General features: G+C 44.0%; 20 protein-coding genes. 17 read left to right on the top strand and 3 right to left on the bottom strand.

Annotation, left to right across the window (positions count from 1 at the left end; genetic code table 11):
* The first annotated feature begins 74 nt into the window (after positions 1–74).
* The 11 genes from NST47_RS07200 (at position 75) to NST47_RS07250 (ending at position 11,302) form a co-directional block, all read left to right on the top strand.
* On the top strand, positions 75–1,646 hold the full coding sequence (locus NST47_RS07200) for an extracellular solute-binding protein (RefSeq protein WP_341154518.1): 1,572 nt from the start codon (positions 75–77) through the stop codon (positions 1,644–1,646).
* Between the two features lie 94 nt (positions 1,647–1,740).
* Complete coding sequence (locus NST47_RS07205) at positions 1,741–2,640, top strand: ABC transporter permease (protein WP_341154519.1); 900 nt, start codon at positions 1,741–1,743, stop codon at positions 2,638–2,640.
* Between the two features lie 20 nt (positions 2,641–2,660).
* The gene (locus NST47_RS07210; protein ID WP_341154520.1) at positions 2,661–3,536 is read left to right on the top strand and encodes a carbohydrate ABC transporter permease; all 876 of its coding nucleotides are present in this window, start codon (positions 2,661–2,663) and stop codon (positions 3,534–3,536) included.
* A 43-nt stretch (positions 3,537–3,579) separates the two neighbouring features.
* Entirely contained in the window at positions 3,580–4,386 is an 807-nt protein-coding gene (locus NST47_RS07215; RefSeq protein WP_341154521.1) for a histidinol-phosphatase, read from the top strand.
* Positions 4,387–4,758: 372 nt separating this feature from the next.
* Entirely contained in the window at positions 4,759–5,628 is an 870-nt protein-coding gene (locus NST47_RS07220; RefSeq protein ID WP_341159621.1) for an ABC transporter permease, read from the top strand.
* Positions 5,629–5,652: 24 nt separating this feature from the next.
* Positions 5,653–6,540 carry a carbohydrate ABC transporter permease gene (locus NST47_RS07225; RefSeq protein ID WP_341154522.1) on the top strand — a complete coding sequence of 296 codons (888 nt, stop codon included), beginning with the start codon at positions 5,653–5,655 and terminating at the stop codon, positions 6,538–6,540.
* Positions 6,541–6,599: 59 nt separating this feature from the next.
* Positions 6,600–8,102: an ABC transporter substrate-binding protein gene (locus tag NST47_RS07230; RefSeq protein WP_341154523.1), complete on the top strand. Its 1,503-nt coding sequence runs from the start codon at positions 6,600–6,602 to the stop codon at positions 8,100–8,102.
* 57 nt (positions 8,103–8,159) lie between these two features.
* The gene (locus NST47_RS07235; RefSeq protein WP_341154524.1) at positions 8,160–9,695 is read left to right on the top strand and encodes a sulfatase; all 1,536 of its coding nucleotides are present in this window, start codon (positions 8,160–8,162) and stop codon (positions 9,693–9,695) included.
* Positions 9,696–9,782: 87 nt separating this feature from the next.
* On the top strand, positions 9,783–10,547 hold the full coding sequence (locus NST47_RS07240) for an MgtC/SapB family protein (RefSeq protein WP_341154525.1): 765 nt from the start codon (positions 9,783–9,785) through the stop codon (positions 10,545–10,547).
* A gap of 144 nt (positions 10,548–10,691) precedes the next feature.
* Positions 10,692–10,934, top strand: a complete 243-nt coding sequence (locus NST47_RS07245) for a hypothetical protein (RefSeq protein ID WP_341154526.1) — start codon at positions 10,692–10,694, stop codon at positions 10,932–10,934.
* A gap of 119 nt (positions 10,935–11,053) precedes the next feature.
* Positions 11,054–11,302 carry a DUF2164 domain-containing protein gene (locus NST47_RS07250; protein WP_341154527.1) on the top strand — a complete coding sequence of 83 codons (249 nt, stop codon included), beginning with the start codon at positions 11,054–11,056 and terminating at the stop codon, positions 11,300–11,302.
* 158 nt (positions 11,303–11,460) lie between these two features.
* Here NST47_RS07250 and NST47_RS07255 read toward each other — a convergent pair whose 3' ends face one another.
* Positions 11,461–11,895, bottom strand: coding sequence for an Lrp/AsnC family transcriptional regulator (locus NST47_RS07255; protein ID WP_341154528.1), 435 nt, complete (start codon positions 11,893–11,895; stop codon positions 11,461–11,463).
* A 160-nt stretch (positions 11,896–12,055) separates the two neighbouring features.
* Between NST47_RS07255 and NST47_RS07260 the strand changes: the two genes are divergently transcribed.
* Positions 12,056–12,517, top strand: coding sequence for a VOC family protein (locus NST47_RS07260; protein ID WP_341154529.1), 462 nt, complete (start codon positions 12,056–12,058; stop codon positions 12,515–12,517).
* Here the strand turns inward: NST47_RS07260 and NST47_RS07265 are convergent.
* Both NST47_RS07265 and NST47_RS07270 read right to left on the bottom strand, forming a co-directional pair.
* Positions 12,504–12,929 (bottom strand): hypothetical protein, encoded by a 426-nt coding sequence (locus tag NST47_RS07265; RefSeq protein ID WP_341154530.1) that lies wholly within the window; start codon positions 12,927–12,929, stop codon positions 12,504–12,506. The two genes, NST47_RS07260 and NST47_RS07265, sit on opposite strands and share 14 nt — an antisense overlap.
* Before the next feature lie 168 nt (positions 12,930–13,097).
* Positions 13,098–13,742 (bottom strand): NADPH-dependent F420 reductase, encoded by a 645-nt coding sequence (locus tag NST47_RS07270; RefSeq protein ID WP_341154531.1) that lies wholly within the window; start codon positions 13,740–13,742, stop codon positions 13,098–13,100.
* A 100-nt stretch (positions 13,743–13,842) separates the two neighbouring features.
* Between NST47_RS07270 and NST47_RS07275 the strand changes: the two genes are divergently transcribed.
* The 5 genes from NST47_RS07275 to NST47_RS07295 all read left to right on the top strand — a co-directional run bounded on the left by NST47_RS07275 (position 13,843) and on the right by NST47_RS07295 (position 17,745).
* On the top strand, positions 13,843–14,427 hold the full coding sequence (locus NST47_RS07275; RefSeq protein ID WP_341159622.1) for a TetR/AcrR family transcriptional regulator: 585 nt from the start codon (positions 13,843–13,845) through the stop codon (positions 14,425–14,427).
* Positions 14,428–14,597: 170 nt separating this feature from the next.
* Positions 14,598–15,077, top strand: a complete 480-nt coding sequence (locus tag NST47_RS07280; protein ID WP_341154532.1) for an NUDIX domain-containing protein — start codon at positions 14,598–14,600, stop codon at positions 15,075–15,077.
* A 59-nt stretch (positions 15,078–15,136) separates the two neighbouring features.
* The gene (locus NST47_RS07285; protein ID WP_341154533.1) at positions 15,137–15,784 is read left to right on the top strand and encodes an HD domain-containing protein; all 648 of its coding nucleotides are present in this window, start codon (positions 15,137–15,139) and stop codon (positions 15,782–15,784) included.
* Between the two features lie 426 nt (positions 15,785–16,210).
* The gene (locus NST47_RS07290) at positions 16,211–16,651 is read left to right on the top strand and encodes an NUDIX hydrolase (RefSeq protein ID WP_341154534.1); all 441 of its coding nucleotides are present in this window, start codon (positions 16,211–16,213) and stop codon (positions 16,649–16,651) included.
* 113 nt (positions 16,652–16,764) lie between these two features.
* Complete coding sequence (locus NST47_RS07295) at positions 16,765–17,745, top strand: aldo/keto reductase (RefSeq protein WP_341154535.1); 981 nt, start codon at positions 16,765–16,767, stop codon at positions 17,743–17,745.
* The last annotated feature ends 17 nt before the right edge of the window (positions 17,746–17,762 follow it).

The following is a 17,762-nucleotide window of genomic DNA, read 5'->3' on the forward strand; positions in this document are numbered from 1 at the left end:
TGCTCCGTTATAATAAGGATGAGCAGAGGGCCCTGTTCATTTCTAGTTAAGTTGGGGGAGGTATTCACAAGTAAATGAAAAAACGAATCGTCGCAACTTTGGTATTAATTCCAGCTTTGTTTTTGACGGCTTGCAGTAATTCAGCAGAGAAGCCAGCGGGGGACGCTAAAAATACTGAAATGAAAAAGAAAGATATCACCGTCCTGCTTACCCATGTCGATGGAGTGTTCGCCACACAAAGACCGGCGAGCGATCATAAAATTTATTTTGACGAGCTTAATCGCTTGTCTGGCCGCAACATTAAATACGACTTTCTTTCATGGGGCGGCGGAAACGACTATAAACAACAATTGGCGCTCCGCTTCGCTTCCGGAGATTTGGCTGACCTGGTCCGCACGGATAGTATTGATTCGTCTGTCCATCGGGGAGCTGTAGATCAAGGCGCATTTCTGCAATTGGACGAGCTGATCGATAAGTATGGACCTCATCTCAAAACCAAAATTCCGAAGGTTTCCTGGGATAGTCCCAGGGTGAAAAAGGATGGTAAAACGTACGGTATTCCGGTCACATCTGGATGGCCTGCAACCCGCGTGATGTTTTATCGTCAAGATTGGCTGGATGAATTGGGTATGGAGCCTCCAAAGACGTTGGATGAATTTCTGAAATATGCGGAAGGCATCAAGCAGAAGGACATGAATAAGGATGGCGACCCGAACAATGAGTATGCATTGCCTTTGAACGATAATCTTGAATATAGCGATATATTAAGCGGAGCGTTCGGGGTAAGACCTGGTGCCTGGCAAATGCGTAACGGTCGTATGGAGCCGGATGTCATTCAACCACAGATGAAGGAAGCGGTAGCCTTTTATAAAAAGCTTTATGATAGCGGTTACATTCAAAAAGATTTTGCTACGAAAAAGCAATCGGAGCGCACGGCTGAAATTTATAAGGGGCAATATGGAGCGTTCACGGCCCTTGTGGATCATTATGTGAGATTTGACGGCGCATCCAAATATTTGAATCAGCCGAATGCGAAAATAACGATGGCCGCACCGCCAAAAGGCGCGAAAGGCGAGTCTTACGCTGATCTTGAAAATGAGCAAATCGACTTTGTTTGGGTCATTCCGGCTAACACGAAAAATCCGGAAGAGGTGATTCAATTTTTGGATTGGGCGTGGAGCAGCCCAGAAGCGGATCAGTTTTTCGCTTTCGGCGTGAAGGGCCATAACTATACCGAAGAAAATGGGCAAGTGAAGTACGATCCAAGTGCTCCTGCCAACAGTCAAAACAATGCCTACGAGTTTTTTCAAAAGCATATGAACTTTAGGGAGGTTGGTGTAACGAACCCGAAAGTAGTCAGTATGCTTCCCGACAGCAAAAAAATATTAAAGGCGTACGCCGATGCGGAATCTGCGATATATAAGCATGCTTCCTTAGGAATGCCGATTCTGAAGGCGCTGGACGGGCATCCTGAGCTGACCCCGAATTTAACGGGCGGAAGCTTGTTCAGTGATGGCTTCGTGCGCTGGGTCGTCGGCAGAGAAGATCTGAACACCGGGTTCGAGAAATTCGTGAACGATTGGAAGCAGCGCGGAGGTGAACAGGCTATCAAGGAAGCTACAGAGTGGTATCAAAAGAAGAAATAGCTGCGACAGGCGCGAGGGCGCTCCCTGTTCCCGGGATTTCTGGGCGGGAGTTCCCTTTTTATTTAGGAACAGTTAAAGGAAAGGGGCATTGTCATTGCTGCAAAAGGTCAAATTCACAGATTCTCTTGTTTTGCTGCTTATCGCGCTGCCAGGAGTGCTCCATTTTATTATATTTAAGTACATTCCCATCGCCGGAAACATCATTGCTTTTCAAAACTTTACTTTGTTTACCGGTTTTTTCAACAGCAAGTGGGTCGGCCTGGATCATTTTATCTACATGTTTCAGTATCCGGAGTTTTTAATCATCCTGCGAAATTCATTGAAATTCGGGTTGTATTCGATCGTATTCGGATTTCCAGCCCCCCTGATCCTTGCTTTGTTTTTAAATGAAATTAGACTGACTGCATTCAAACGCTGGGTGCAAACGCTGCTTTACTTACCGCATTTTTTATCCTGGATTATCGTGGGCGGTATTTTTCTTGAAATTTTATCCTTGGACGGCGTATTTAATACCATATTAAAAGGCATGGGGATCGGTCCCATATCGTTTTTAACGGAACCCCGGTATTTTTTCGGCGTTGTCATCACCGGCGGTATCTGGAAGGAAGTGGGCTGGTCGATGATTATTTATTTGGCAGCGATGACAGGGATCAATCCCAGCTTGTATGAAGCGGCCAATATAGATGGGGCAGGGCGTTGGAGGAAAATGTTCAGCATTACGATTCCTTGCCTAATGCCCGCGATCGTCGTGCTGCTTTTGCTGCGTATCGGTCATCTGCTTGATGCGAATGTAGAGCAAGTGTTGTTTTTCGTTAACCCGCTGAATAAAGAGGTCGGTGAAGTTTTCGATACCTACATTTACCGGGCCGGTTTATTGAGCGGACTGTATAGCTATACGACAGCCATCGGCATATTTAAGGCGGCGATCAGTGTGGTTATGGTCGTTTCGCTAAATCAACTCAGTAAAAAAACAAGTGGAGAGAGCATCTACTAAACGGGAGGAGGATGGGGAGTATGATCAGGGAACGCTCAGATACGATATTTCAATGGATAAATGGAATCATCATGGTCATCGTTAGTTTAACCATGATAGCACCGATGATCCATCTGCTCGCGATTTCATTGAGCAGTTCGGTTCATGCGGAGGCAAGAGTCGTTTATTTATGGCCCAAAGGATTTAATGTGGATGTATATAAGTCCTTATTCGCAATGGGAGACATGTGGCGGGCGATGGGAGTCAGCGTCTGGATCACCGTTGCCGGGACACTGCTTTGCCTGGCGCTGACCTCATCGGTATCCTTCTGTCTGGCCAGACCGCAAATGCCGGGTCGCACGCTGCTGACACGACTCATTTTATTTTCTTTCATTTTCCCTGCACCGCTGATTCCGACCTTTCTGGTCGTCAAAAACTTGGGATTGATCAACACACTGTGGGCGCTGATCATTCCAAGCGCTTTGGGAGCTTATTACGTTTTTATTATGCGAACCTTTTTCCGCAGTATCTCTAACGAGCTGATTGAGGCATCGAAAATCGATGGATGCGGAGAGCTTGGTGTTTTTATACGTATGGTTCTGCCTATGTCGAAACCGGTGCTGGCCACGATTGCTTTGTTTCATGCGGTAAGCCAGTGGAACTCTTATTTCGGCGCGCTGATTTATATCCGTTCGCGTCATTTGCATCCGCTGCAGCTGAAATTAAGAAGTTTAATTGTAGAAGGGGATGTCAATTCGGGAATGGACGCCAGCAATTTTGATGTAGGCTCTCTGCAAGCGCCGGAAGTGATCAAGGCTGCCGCCATTTTGTTTTCGACCTTGCCGATCCTGATTGTGTATCCAATGTTGCAAAAGTATTTCGTAAAGGGTGCCATGCTGGGTTCCCTGAAGGAGTAACCATTCTATTATGAGGAATACCATAATGTTAGGAGATACGCACATGAGATTTGACTTTCATACTCACCATGAACGATGCGGACACGCGTCCGATTCCATTCGCGACTATGTGGAGTCGGCGATTGAGCGGGGGCTCGATTTGATCGGAATTTCAGACCACTCGCCTTTTTTTGCCAGTGAAGTGGATCAGCTAATGCCTGGTATTGCAATGGCTAAAAGCGAATTTGAGTATTATGTGGCCGAGGTCCTGAGGCTGAAAGAAGAATACCGCAACAAGATCGAGGTGCTGCTTGGCGTGGAATCGGACTTCTTTCCGGAGCATGCCGATGTTTATCGGCGCATGTACGAGCAGTATCCATTCGATTACATCATAGGGTCTGTGCATTGGTGCGAAGGAACGAACATTTTTGACAAAAAGAGGTGGATCGGCGCGGATGAGACTGCACGGATCCGGTCCAAAGAAAGCTATTATGAGTTAATCCGGCAATCCGCCCGCAGCGGGATGTTCCAAATCCTCGGCCACATCGATGCCATGAGGGCCTATTGTCCGGAATTTTCGGGAATTTCAACGCCTGCTGTTGACGAGACCCTCAAGGTCATAGGTGAATGCGATGCTGTGATCGAAGTCAACACCTCCGCCAAGTTGAAAGACTGCGGCAATTGGTACCCGACTGACGAGCTTTTGGAACGGGCGCTTTATTATGGAGTTTCCTTGACGCTTGGCTCAGATGCTCATGTGCCGGATCGAGCTGGCGACGACTTCGATGAGGTGCGGCAGCGGATAAAGGATATTGGCTTTAAAGAATGGGCCATATTTCGCCAAAAACAGCGGTTCATGGTGCCTCTCTAATCAATGGGGCACGATTTCAACAGCGACTAAAACCCCATACCCGATGCTCACCCCATGCACGAACGTATGGGTTTGCATACCCAAGGACCGTCCGGTGATTTTTCCGGACGGTTTTTCCTTAACAATCGAATAAATTGTCGAATAGGATATCTGAATTTTTATAACAACAAGTCTGTTTTACGCTAGATGAGCGCAACTTAATAATTGTAGAATACTAGTAACCCCAAATTGAAGAGAGGAGATGGCAAGGTGAATACTGAGGAATCATTGCAATGGCAAGGGACCAAAGATAGTGTAGTCAGAAAGGGTAATGTAGCAAAAAAGAAAGCTTCATCGTTCAAAAGCTACTCAAAGTATAGCGTGCTATATGTAATGATGGTGCCGGGTATCTTATATTTCCTGATTAACAACTATTTACCGATGTTTGGTATTATTATCGCGTTTAAGGACATTAATTTTGCCAAAGGGATACTTGCAGGCGAGTGGGTTGGGTTGAAAAATTTTGAATATTTGTTCAAAACGAAAGACGCCTGGGTCATTACAAGAAACACAATTTTATATAACGGTTCGTTTATCATCTTGAATCTGGCAGCGGCCTTGTTCGCAGCTATTATTCTGAATGAAGTGAGGAACCGGGTTTTAAAACGTTTCTATCAAAGTTTTATCCTGCTGCCCCATTTGATTTCATCTGTTATTATCGGGTACCTCGTATATGGTTTACTGAGTATGGAGACAGGATTCATTAATAAAACGGTGCTGCCTATGCTGGGCATAGCGGAAATATCTTGGTATAGTGAACCCGAATATTGGCCTTTTATTTTGCCAATAGTGAATATATGGAAGCAAGCCGGTTATTTGTGTATCATTTATCTTGCCGCAATTGTAGGGATCGATAAGGAATACTATGAGGCTTCCACCATTGATGGAGCATCGAAATGGCAGCAAATTCGCAGTATTACCGTCCCTCTGATCATGCCCGTTATTATGATTATGACATTATTGCAGATAGGCCGGATCTTTTATTCCGACTTTGGTCTATTCTATCAGGTTCCGCTTAATTCAGGGCCACTGCTGGATACGACAAACGTTATCGACACGTACGTATTTCGCGCATTAATCAGTCTGGGGGATGTATCCATGGCCTCTGCAGCCGGGGTATACCAGTCAGTGGTAGGATTCGTGCTTGTTATCACGGCAAATTTTATAACAAGAAAAATCAACAAGGACAATGCGTTGTTCTAATGTGAAGAGCGAGGAGGAATTGGTTTGGAATCCAAAGAAAGAATGTATCAGTTACTGGCTAACTTGATTATGGCTATAACTGCCTGTGTATGCGTCCTGCCCTTTATCTTGCTTTTTTCATCATCCATCACATCGCAGGCATCCATTATTAAACACGGATTTAATTTTATTCCAACGGATATTAGCTTTGAGGCCTATGGTTATTTGTGGAATGACGCTGCCAAAATAATAAGGGCTTACGGGGTTACCATTGTAGTCACGCTCATCGGAACAACCGTCAGCCTGATTATTACTACCATGCTGGCTTATCCGTTATCGAGGAAAGATTTGCCGCTTCGTAATTTCTTAGCTTTTTTCATCTTTTTCACTCTCCTATTCAATGGTGGATTGGTTCCTCTGTATCTCATTTATACAAAATTGTTTGATTTCAAAAATACGATCTGGTCACTTATTATTCCGATAGGATTGACGAATGCCTTTTTCGTCATGATCACGAGAACGTTCTTTCAAACTACGATTCCGTACGAAGTCATTGAGTCGGGGAAAATGGATGGGGCGGGTGAATTTAAAATCTTTTATAGGATCGTTCTTCCCCTGTCATTGCCGATCTTGGCAACTGTCGGTTTGTTTCAAACCATTCACTATTGGAACGATTGGTTTAACGGTTTGATCTTTTTGACAGATAGCAAGCTGTTTAGTATCCAGAACCTGTTGAACCGTATATTATTGGACGCGCAGTTCCTATCCAGTATGGACTTTGGAACGGCTCAGGGCGATTTGATGGCCGCCGTGCCTACGCAAACGATCAGACTGGCCATTGCCGTTATTGGAGTGATTCCGATCTTGATCATCTATCCTTTTTTTCAAGGATTCTTTGTCAAAGGGCTTACAGTTGGAGCTGTTAAAGGATAAGGCTTAATCCGATTTCTATCGGTCAAGTATAGATATGATGAATCCAAGGAGGGTTTTAAGTGAAAAAAGTATCACTGCTGCTCATACTCATGCTGGTTTTTTCAATTATCGCGTTTGGTTGTTCCAATGGTGGCCAAAATTCCGGGGCGACTGGACCGTCTGCGACCGGAGACAAAGGAGTACCGCCTTACGAAGTTACCATGGTGTACATGGGCAACGAATCCCCCGACATGAAACGCGTAGCGGAGGCAATGAGCAAGATTACGAAAGAAAAAATCAATGCTACTGTTAAGCTGCAGCCGATTAGTGCTGGTGCTTGGGCACAGCAGGTCAATTTGGCGCTAACGAGTCAGGAGAAAATTGACGTCATCATGGCTTCTTCCATTTACGGCTTTACTTCACAAGTGTCTGCCGGCCACTTTCTTCCTCTTGATGATCTGCTGGCGAAGCACGGACAGGACATTACCAAGCTTGTGGATCAGGCCTACTTAAATGCGGGAAAGATCAATGGGAAGCAATACACGATTCCTACGAACAGAGATATGGCCCAACAAGGCGGCATCATTATGCGTAAGGATTTGGTAGAAAAGCACAAGATCGACCTGTCGAAAATAAAAACAATCAACGATCTGGATGCAGTTTTTGCGACCATCAAAAAAAATGAGCCCAATATGCTTCCGATTACAACAACGACAGCAACAACACCTGTAGACGGATTGCCATTCTATGATTCGCTGGTAGACAGGATTGGAGTGCTGCCCCAATACGATAACGGATTAAAGGTGGAAAACCTGTACGAACGTCCCGAATATGCGGAGATGTTAAAAACGATGAGAAAGTGGTATGAAGCAGGCTATCTTTCGCGTGATGCCGCGACTTCTACGGAACCGCCAGCCGATGTAGTGAAGGCGAACAAGGCATTTGCGTTCTTTAATCCGATGAAGGTAGGTTCGGCAGAGTCGCAGAGCCTGCGTACCGGGATAGAGATGGTAGCCGTTCCTTTGACAGAAGCGATATCCACCTCCGCAAATATTACGAATTTCATGCACGCCATTCCAAGGGGCTCGCAAAATCCGGAAAAGGCTATGATGTTTATAAATTTGCTTTACACGGACAAAGAGCTGGTTAATTTGTTGAACTGGGGGATTGAGGGAGTGCACTATGTTAAGACATCGGGTGATATCATTAATTATCCTAAAGGCATTGATGTGAAAACTGTCGGTTACAACACGGGTAACATCAGTTATATGTTTGGAAATCAATTCCTTAACTATGTGTGGCCAAATCAATTGCCGGACATATGGAAACAAACGGATGAATATAACAAAAAAGCCAAAAAATCAGTAGCACTAGGCTTTACATTCGATTCAACACCGGTGAAAACAGAAGTCGGAGCCGTCAACAATGTGCTGCAGCAGTTCAAGGCAGGTTTGGAGACGGGCACATTGGATCCGGAAAAAACGTTGCCTGAGTTTAACTCGAGATTGAAGGCAGCCGGGATTGAGAAGATTATCGCTGAGAAGCAGAAACAATTGACTGATTGGAAGAAAACAATGAAGTAGTTCCATATCGAGTGCTTCAACTGCAATCCAATAAAGGATTAACGGAGGACTTTGTTGATGAATATTATCTTGATTACTGTAGACAGCTTGAACAAACATTACTTGAAGGCTTACGGCGAACAGACCGGGATTGATGTTCAGACGCCGAATCTGGATAGATTTGCTGCAAAATCAGCCATATTTGACAGGCATTATTCAGGAAGCCTGCCTTGTATGCCTGCCAGAAGGGAATTATACACAGGTATCCAGGAATTTTTATGGCGTTCATGGGGCCCGGTGGAACCGTTTGACATGCCGATTGCCCGTGCCGCGAATCAACAAGGCTATGTCACACAATTTATTACCGATCAATTTCATTTTTTTCATGGTTACAGCCATGGTTATTATGATGATTATCAAGGCTTTGAGCTGATTCGCGGACATGAGTTGGATGCCTGGAAAACAGCACCGCTGGGTGACGAAGACCAGTCGTTCCTACAAAAAATCCACTACAATCCGAAGCTGCCGGAGCCGTTTACACGCGGAGCATACGCCAAAAACGTTAAGAACTTCAAGGAAGAAGAGGAATTCTTCGCACCAAGGGTGTTTCAGACTGCAGAGCAATGGTTGGAGGACAACCATACTCATGAGAAATTCATGCTGGTCATCGACAGCTTTGATGTTCATGAACCGTTTCATAATCCGGATAGTATCGCCGGTATGTATACAGACGAGGACATTCATGATCCGGACTTGCCGATCTGGGCGCATTCAGGAAGGACGGACGAAGGGAACGGAAAGTTAAGCGAAAGACAGCTTGCCTTTATTAGGTCACAATATGCGGCCAAAATAACATTGGTCGATAAATGGTTGGGCAAGGTGTTCAATAAGCTTGACGAACATCAATTGTGGGATGATACCATGGTCATTGTCACATCCGATCACGGGCATTATTTGGGCGAAAGAAATTTGATGGGCAAGCCTTCTTACAATAATTACAATGTTCTGGCCAATATTCCGCTTATAGTATGGCATCCGCAAGGCGCACATAACGGAAGTAGAGTTTCCTCCTTGACGTCGACAGTGGATCTGTATGCGACCATGATGGTAACGCTCGGTGGCGAAGTTCGGCATTCGGAGCATAGCCGCAGCCTATTGCCTATTTTGACAGGTCAGGCAAGTATAATCAGGGACTGGGCGATATACGGTTATTTTGGCAGAGCCTTAAACATTACAGACGGCCGGCATACATACCATGTCCCGCCGGATGAGAATATTCCACTGTACAACTATTCGACTATGTATATCAATCCGGTAGCCTTCTTTTTTCCCGGATATGTCCCGGACAAGGTTGAGGCCGGTCAATTTTTACCGTATACGAATGCGACGGTTTGGAAATATGAAGTTAAAGTGCCATCGGAATTCGCTATCTTCACCAAAGGAAAATATGCCCATGAGCTCTATGATTTGGAATACGATCCTTGGCAAGAGAACAATCTTTTGGACAGCTCACCGGAGCTGCACACCCGGATGAAGGAACTGCTGGGATCCGCATTGTCTCAGCTGCAGGCACCCTCTGAAGCATTTACACGAGCAGGTCTTGTACCGAAATGACGGATGGGAGCGCACAGTGGCGTTCAGGAATGACGAACAGTCCGCTGTAATTTATCCAAGTAAGACCAAATTGGAAGTGATGTGTTAATGACGACGGTCAGTACAAGTATATGGTATATCAGTTATGGGGACTTAACACTTCGCGTTCTACTTTCTCTGCTGTTAGGGGGATTAATCGGTATTGAACGTGAGTGGAGCAATCATGCAGCTGGCTTTCGAACCCATATTTTGGTTTGTTTGGGTTCAACGACGATTATGCTGCTGTCGATTTACGGCTTTGGCGATTTCGCTAATGAATTTAATGTCAGGATGGACCCTGCCCGGCTTGCTGCGCAAGTGATCTCAGGAATTGGTTTTCTAGGGGCAGGGGCTATTATGCGAACGGGGGTTACCGTTTCCGGATTAACGACAGCCGCCTCCATTTGGGTTGTTGCAGCCATTGGTTTGTGCGTGGGTGCGGGATTCTATTATGGAGCTGTCCTCGTAGCTTTCCTTGTTTTGGTAAGTCTGTTTGTTCTGAATAAGTGGGAGAAACGATTGCCTGGCAAGCGAAAGAAGCATGAGCTGCATGTGCAAGTTAAAGCTTGCCCAGGTGTATTAGGCAAAATCGACACGGTGCTCCACGAGCAGGGCATACAATTTAAGAATCTAAGGATAGAATCGGAAACAAGCGAAGGCACGCCTGAGACGATTACGATGCTGCATTTCCAATTGCATCCATCAAGACACCAGCAACTGATGGTTGCGATTGAGCAAATCTACGATATTGATGAAGTAATTTTCGTCGAGATTCCAGTGGCCTTGGACGATCACAAAGTGATGGTACATGGGGGCAAATCGGCGCCAGTTTGAATATGTAGGTAAAGCAAAAGCAGGCGAAGAATTCTTCGTCTGCTTTTAGCACATTTCAACAAGAGAATAAGATAAGCTGTTTAATTCCCTGTATAGGTAAAAAATGGCCAGCTGATGTATAATGTTTCTAGCCGTTAAGCAGCTATGGTCTACATCACATTGGATGGAACAGAAATCTATAAGGACCCCGTTTCAACAAGAGATTGGGACCGTTTGGTCCAAATAAGCAGCCTCAGAGGCGATCATTTAACCTGCTTTGGGATCGAAGAAACTTTTTCCAATGGACTCGCTGCCGAGGTAGCCTTACCCATCTTGAAGCATATAGATTGCCAGGTGATTCCAAGCAGGTTCCCTGACCATGAAGTGGCATATATGGGGATGTGTTAAGGCGGATTTCGTAACGAGAACAGTAGACGATGACGGCATTGAATACGCGCTTCAAGCCTTCCATATCCTGTAATTCAATAATCAATCTTAAGGAGATGCTATTACTTATGATCATGCCCATGAAGCTGCCTAAAGAACAAAAGGAAGAAATCATTACAAAGGTTCAAGCCTATTTTAATGAAGAAAGATCGGAAACGATAGGAGATTTGGGAGCAGAGCAATTGATTGATTTTATGATTAAGGAACTTGGGCCGTATTTGTATAACAAGGGGATTGCTGATGCCAGAAACTTGATCAACGAAAAAGCCGCTCAAATCGAAGATGAATTGTATACGCTTGAACAGCCGCTCCATAACCGAAAGAGATAATTCCATACAAGGTACAGCCAGGATTGCCGAAGAAGGCAGTCCTCTTTGTTGTTTATATCAAGGTTTGGTATAGCTGACCTTACAAATAAGCAGTTGACATGGTGAATGGATTATTCTGCTTCCACTGGGACTAACCGGGAATCGGGGTGAGGGCTGATTTAGAGTAAAATCCTGTTTTCAAATATGTTTTTCATACTAATATGAGATTTGGAAGGTCCGAGCTCTACAAGTGAGTCTTGGAATTCGGCAAGCTCCTCAATCGATGCTGTTTGTACCTGGATAAGATAATTGAACTCCCCGCTGATGCGAAATAAATCCGTTACTTCCCTGGCCTCTTTACAAAAGTCCACTAGCTCTTGGCAGCGTTCTGTCTTGATTAGAATAAAAGTGGTCGTACCTCGATTCATCTCCCGCAAATTAAATATGGTACCATACCCGGAAATGATTTTTTTCTCTTCGAGCTTCAAGATTCTTTCTTTAACCGATGGTTGAGACATCGAGATTTCTTTACTGATTTGGGAAATGGACATTCGCGCATGATGCTGCAGTAATTGCATAATCTTTTTATCAATATCATCGATCAGATGTTCCATATTCGGCGGACTCCAAATCCATTTTATAAAGTAAGGTATTTAAGTGAAATTAACTTATATTTAATAACCATTCTAATATAAAACCCTCATTTATAGTATATATTCTACAGAAAAATATGACTATAATAAAAACAACTTATAGATCGAGGAGAGATCAGTGATGAGCGTAAAGGGAATAGCGCATGTGGCGATACAAGCCAAAAATTATCAAGCAACCATTTTATTTTATACTGAAGTTTTAGGGTTTAAAGTAGGTCATCATTGGAGTCTCCCGTCTTTCCAGATCAAAGAAGCTTCGATGCTGGTCTCACCTGATCAAAGAACGTGTATTGAAATCTTTGATAACGAAGCGGTCATTCCGGCACAAGGGAAAAAAGCAACGTCCGAAGCGGAAATAGCTCACGGAGCGTTATTACATTTGGCCTTTTATGTAGATAATGTAGACGATATGTATCATAAAGCCTTGACTCATGGGGCCAGCACATATATAGAACCGGGCCAGCTGTCTCTTGGCGAACCCCCACTCGTTGTCAAAAACGCTGTAATTTACAGTCCGAATGGTGAGGTTATTGAATTTATTGAGGAAGTTGATTTTGATCTAAGACCGGTTATTGTCCCGTAGGCTCGTGGTGTTGTCCATCCTCGGGGCTTTTACCATCGGGCACACTGTAACCATTTTGTGAAATTGTTTGGTTGTCCCTTACCAGATAAGAGTAAGTCCAACCCTTTTCATTCTCAAACGTCACATCCAGGGAATAAGGATTATATGGTCGTCCTACTTTTCGATCGATTTTCCACTCCTGGTTTGGATATTTCTGTTTCAGATACAGGTTGAGCTGATCTGTTTTTATGGAAACTTTGTAATCGATCCAATAGGGACGAATAGCAAACCATGAAATCAATACCAACGTTATGAATAAAACAAGGAATAGACTGATTTTTCTTGCCTTTTTCGGAATAAGCATAGTAATAATAAAAAGTAAGACTACACAAATAACGGAAGCGGTTATTTCGATGACGGTTATGGGATGCATATTTTCCTCCTGCCCAACAATCATAGCTACGGGGTGTTCCTACTCATGTAAGTGTATCATATATGGCATTTTACGCGCTGATTATCCTTTGTTGAGTGCGCTCATAAAAAGGCAGAACCGAATACAAATCATTCGTCTGCCCCTGTAAAGTCAGATGATGATATCAGATTAACGCACAACTTTGAAGTTAAAATGGGAGTGACCCACAGTCATATGAACTCTGACCAAAAGGGAAAAGAGCATTTCGGTGCTGCGTGCAGAAGACAGGTCCCCCAAATCAAGGATACTTTCCCAACCGAACCAATCCTTCAAATATCCAATGACCTCGTTTCTGGCATCAACATCATTTCCGCTTATGAACAGATCATGCTGACCTTCTGCAAGACTGAGTGGGTTTACCATTAAAGCGGCTGACACGGTATTCATGGTTTTCACTACTTTTACATGGGGAAAGGCACGTTGAATTTGTTCCCCTAATGAATCTGTGTTGGCTACGAACAAATTCAGGATACCGTTTGAAAAATCCAATGGAAGAGAAATATCGATCAATATTTTACCCTGCAAATTATGACTTCCCGCTGCCTTCAATGCCTTCAAAGAACCTGCTCCTGAGGTAGCATTAAAGACAATATCTCCATGTGCAGCGGCCTCATCGAAAGAACCAACACTAGCCCTGACGTCACTAACTTGATTCAGCCACGCATCCAGTTTCTGAGGGCTTCTAGTTCCCAGCTTGACTACGTGACCACGTTTAACAAGTGCCTCGCCCAAGGTTTGCCCGGCATTTCCCGAACCGATAATTCCAATTTTCATGGACCTTCCTCCTCTATATACTTACAAGTCAGTATACTTACATTGACAGTATATATACCGATCTGTATAATGTCAACTAGAAGAGGTGGAGATGATCTTGATGAAATCAGATGGAAAGAAATCAGCTGCACGCGAGCAATTGCTGGTTACTGCAAGCAAATTGTTTTTTGATAAGGGATTCCATGCTGTCGGAGTCGATATGATTGCAGCTGTATCAGGAATAACCAAAATGACGATGTACAAGCATTTTCCTTCAAAGGATCATCTTATCGTTGCGATATTGGAGCGTTCAGGCGAGCTGTATTGGGAATGGTTTGAAAGTATTGTTCATGGAATTGCCCAACCGGAACAGCAGCTCATCGCAATTTTCGAGGCGGTTTCCAAGCAGCATGCCTTATCTCCCCAATCGACGTTCTGTCTTTATCAGGCCGTTGCTGTCGAGTTCCCTTCACGGGAACATATGGTGAATAAAGCGGCTGTTGAACATAAACAATCCATCGTCAAAAGGTTGGAATTAATTTGTGAGCAAGCCGAATTACAATCACCACAGCCCCTTGCCCGACAACTGTTTGTGCTGCTTGAAGGGTTTTGTATGTCTTCCCGTTTTTTTATTGCAGACAGCCTTGAGACTGAGACGGATATTGTTAATGCGGCCATTACATTGATCCATGCACATCATCAATAAAACATACGGAAAGACTGGGATGTTACTTTTAACATTCCGGTCTTTTTTTATTTAGCTATGTGGTTACAGGGATCTTGTTATCGTTCAAATTGCGTTTATTTTTACCATAAATTCCAATTTGAAGTTATAATATTATTTACATCAAATCATGGATGACTGGGAGGTATATGATGACATATCCGATAAGAGTAAGGCCCACTGCGCTGATACTTAATGAGGGAAAAGTGCTGCTGATTGAGTATTGCGAAAATGATCAATACCATTACAATTTGCCAGGTGGTGGGGTGGAGTCCGGAGAAACAATCATCGATACGTTAAGAAGAGAGTTACTTGAGGAAGCAGATGCTGCAATCCATGTTGGCCCCGTCGCATTCCTATATGAATATTCCCCACACAAGCAATCCGGTCAATATGAATCCAGTATTCCAGGACTCAATATTATTTTTGACTGTAGTCTTCAAGCAGGATCTGTCCCTCAGCTGCCAGAGCATCCCGATCCCCACCAAGTGGGTGTCAAATGGGTGCCCTTGGAAGAATTGGAAGCCGTAGTTCTGTATCCCAATATAGCGAACCATATTACCCAATATGCAAGGAATAAAAGACATATCGAATTGATAGAGGATCACCAATTGCAGTGTTATGCAAAATAGCTGAGCCCTCTGACCCGTGTACTGTCTATTCACACTATAAGGAAAAAGGTGGTGCCGCAATGCATTCCATATTTAAAGAGGTTACACAAAACATTCAATTTACGGGTGACTTAAAGCACGATATCTACTTATTTCTATCGGCTAACAACTGCAGCAAGACGGCAGAGCATTGCATGGATGTGGGTACAGAAGCAAGAAGGATAGCCTTATTATTTGATGCCAATCCCGAAGCGGCCGAAATATCCGGTTGGTTACACGATATTAGTGCTGTGTTTCCAAATCATCAGCGAATCGCTGTGTCAAGAGAGCTGCAGATTGAAGTTTTGCCAGAAGAAGAGTTTTTTCCAATGATTATTCATCAGAAGCTCTCTAAAGCTATGGCAACAGATATTTTCAAAATCACAGATACAGAAATATTGGATGCAGTGGGTTGTCATACGACTTTGAGAGCTCGATCCACCCAACTTGATCAAGTGTTATTCGTAGCGGATAAAGTGGCTTGGGATCAACCGGGTGAGCCACCCTATATTCAAGAGCTTCAGAGGAGCTTGAAAATTTCATTAGCCCATGGAGCTTTTTCATATATCCAATTCTTATGGGAACGTAAGGAAACGCTTAAAGTTGTACATCCCTGGTTGAAAGAAGCATACGAGGAAATGAAGCATATAGAGAATATTAATAACCATTCACAGAAGCGATTTAAATGAATAACTATCATCTGTAACATTATTACGAATCTATCGTATTTTATTGATTAATTACTACATAACCGAGCCAGGCAATAAGGAAATAAACTGGAAAAAGCACAATTACGGATAACAACCTTGCCCTTTTATTAATCGAAACTGCTGAGCCGATATACAACAATGGGAACACAAGTCCCCAAATTGAAAATCTTGGTGTGGCAGAAAGATAAAGGGATAGAGGCAATATTAAACAAGCGGAAATGAACAATAAGCTGGAACGGCTGAATATGACTCCAAGCAAAGATGTGATCACCGAGCAAATCATTAATGGCCAAAATAATAATTGTATCATGACTCACCTCCAGGCTGTGATTACTCTCAGAAACACACAAGACTAGGCACCCTACCTTAACCATTATATACCATCCTATTGGAGGTATCGTAGAGATGTTAACATTTATTACTGAAGTACCGACGGATAAGCCTGTTAGCGGTGTTCATTGCATACCGGTCCTGGATAACGGAAATGTAGTCATGGTTTGGGATACGGATGAACAGGTATTAACTACCATAGGCGGAAGATTAGAAACAAATGAATCATTATTTGAAGGCATGGATAGAGAAGCGTTAGAGGAAGCCGGAATTGAATTAATGGATGAAAGAATCCCTTTTGCCTGTTGGTATTGGAAGGAATTTGACTCATACCGCATTTATTATTTAGCTAAAGTGAAGAGATTCCTTGAAATGTCCCAAGTGTACGAAAAAACAGGATATGTCATAACGAATTTTGATACCGCAATTGAAATCATTCAGAAGGTTGAAGGACGTGAAGAACGGATTGCTGTCATAAGGAGAGCAGGGATCCTAGCTGGACAAGTCAGGGAATAGGGCAGCAGTAGACAGCATCCCCTTCCTGCGGCATGGTTAACGCCCCTACAATCCTTTGATGTATAATGGTACTTATGGAAAAGATCCAAATCGAAACTCTAGGAGGATATCAGATGAAATATCGTAAACTGGGCAATAGTGGATTAAAGGTCTCATTACTGGGATTGGGTACCAATGCATTAGGAGGGAGGGCCGACCAGGAGGAGTCGATCCGGATTATTGGGCAGGCGATAGACAAAGGCATCAATTTCATCGATACCGCTAATATATATACCAAATCCGAGTCGGAGCGTATTATCGGGCTGGCCTTGGAAGGCAAGCGACATGAGGTTGTATTAGCGACGAAGGCAGGATTAGTCCGCGGCAGTGGACCTAACGAACGGGGATCTTCGCGATTTCATCTTCAGCAGGAGCTCGAAGGTAGTCTGCGTCGGCTAAAAACGGATTATGTGGACTTATACCAAATACATACTTTTGATCCGGAGACTCCGCTCGAAGAAACACTTAGAACGCTGGAAGACATGGTTAGCTCAGGCAAGGTGCGCTATATTGGTGCGTCCAACTACGCTGCATGGGAGCTGATGAAAGCACTTGGGATTAGCGAGCGTCAGGGCTGGAACCGTTTTGTTTCTCATCAAATTTGTTATTCGCTGGCTGATCGGACCCCTGAACAGGAGCTTGTTCCCATTTCTCTGGATCAAGGTGTGGGCATCATTCCGTATTTCCCGCTGGCAGGTGGCATTCTGACAGGGAAATATACATCCGTAGGTGCAGCACCTGAAGGATCAAGGGCCGATAAAGATCCTAACTTTGGCAAGTTTTTGACGGATGAAAGATTACAGCTGAGTCAAAGCGTCAGTGAATTGGCTGCCAAGTGGGACTGTACTCCCGGCAATCTGTCACTATCCTGGCTGATGCACAACCCTGTCGTATCGACCGTTATTGTTGGAGCTTCAGGTGCTGCGCAGCTTGAGGAAAATTACAAAAGCTTATCGATTGAGCTGAATGCCGATCAACTGCAGGAGCTTGACCGGGTCAGTGAATATTCGCGTTATGGCAAGCCGTTTGCACATTTTCGACTGCCGCAAGCCTAAAGGGTAAGAATGGTCGA

The sequence above is a fragment of the Paenibacillus sp. FSL H8-0034 genome (assembly GCF_038000305.1).
GTDB lineage: Bacteria > Bacillota > Bacilli > Paenibacillales > NBRC-103111 > Paenibacillus_S.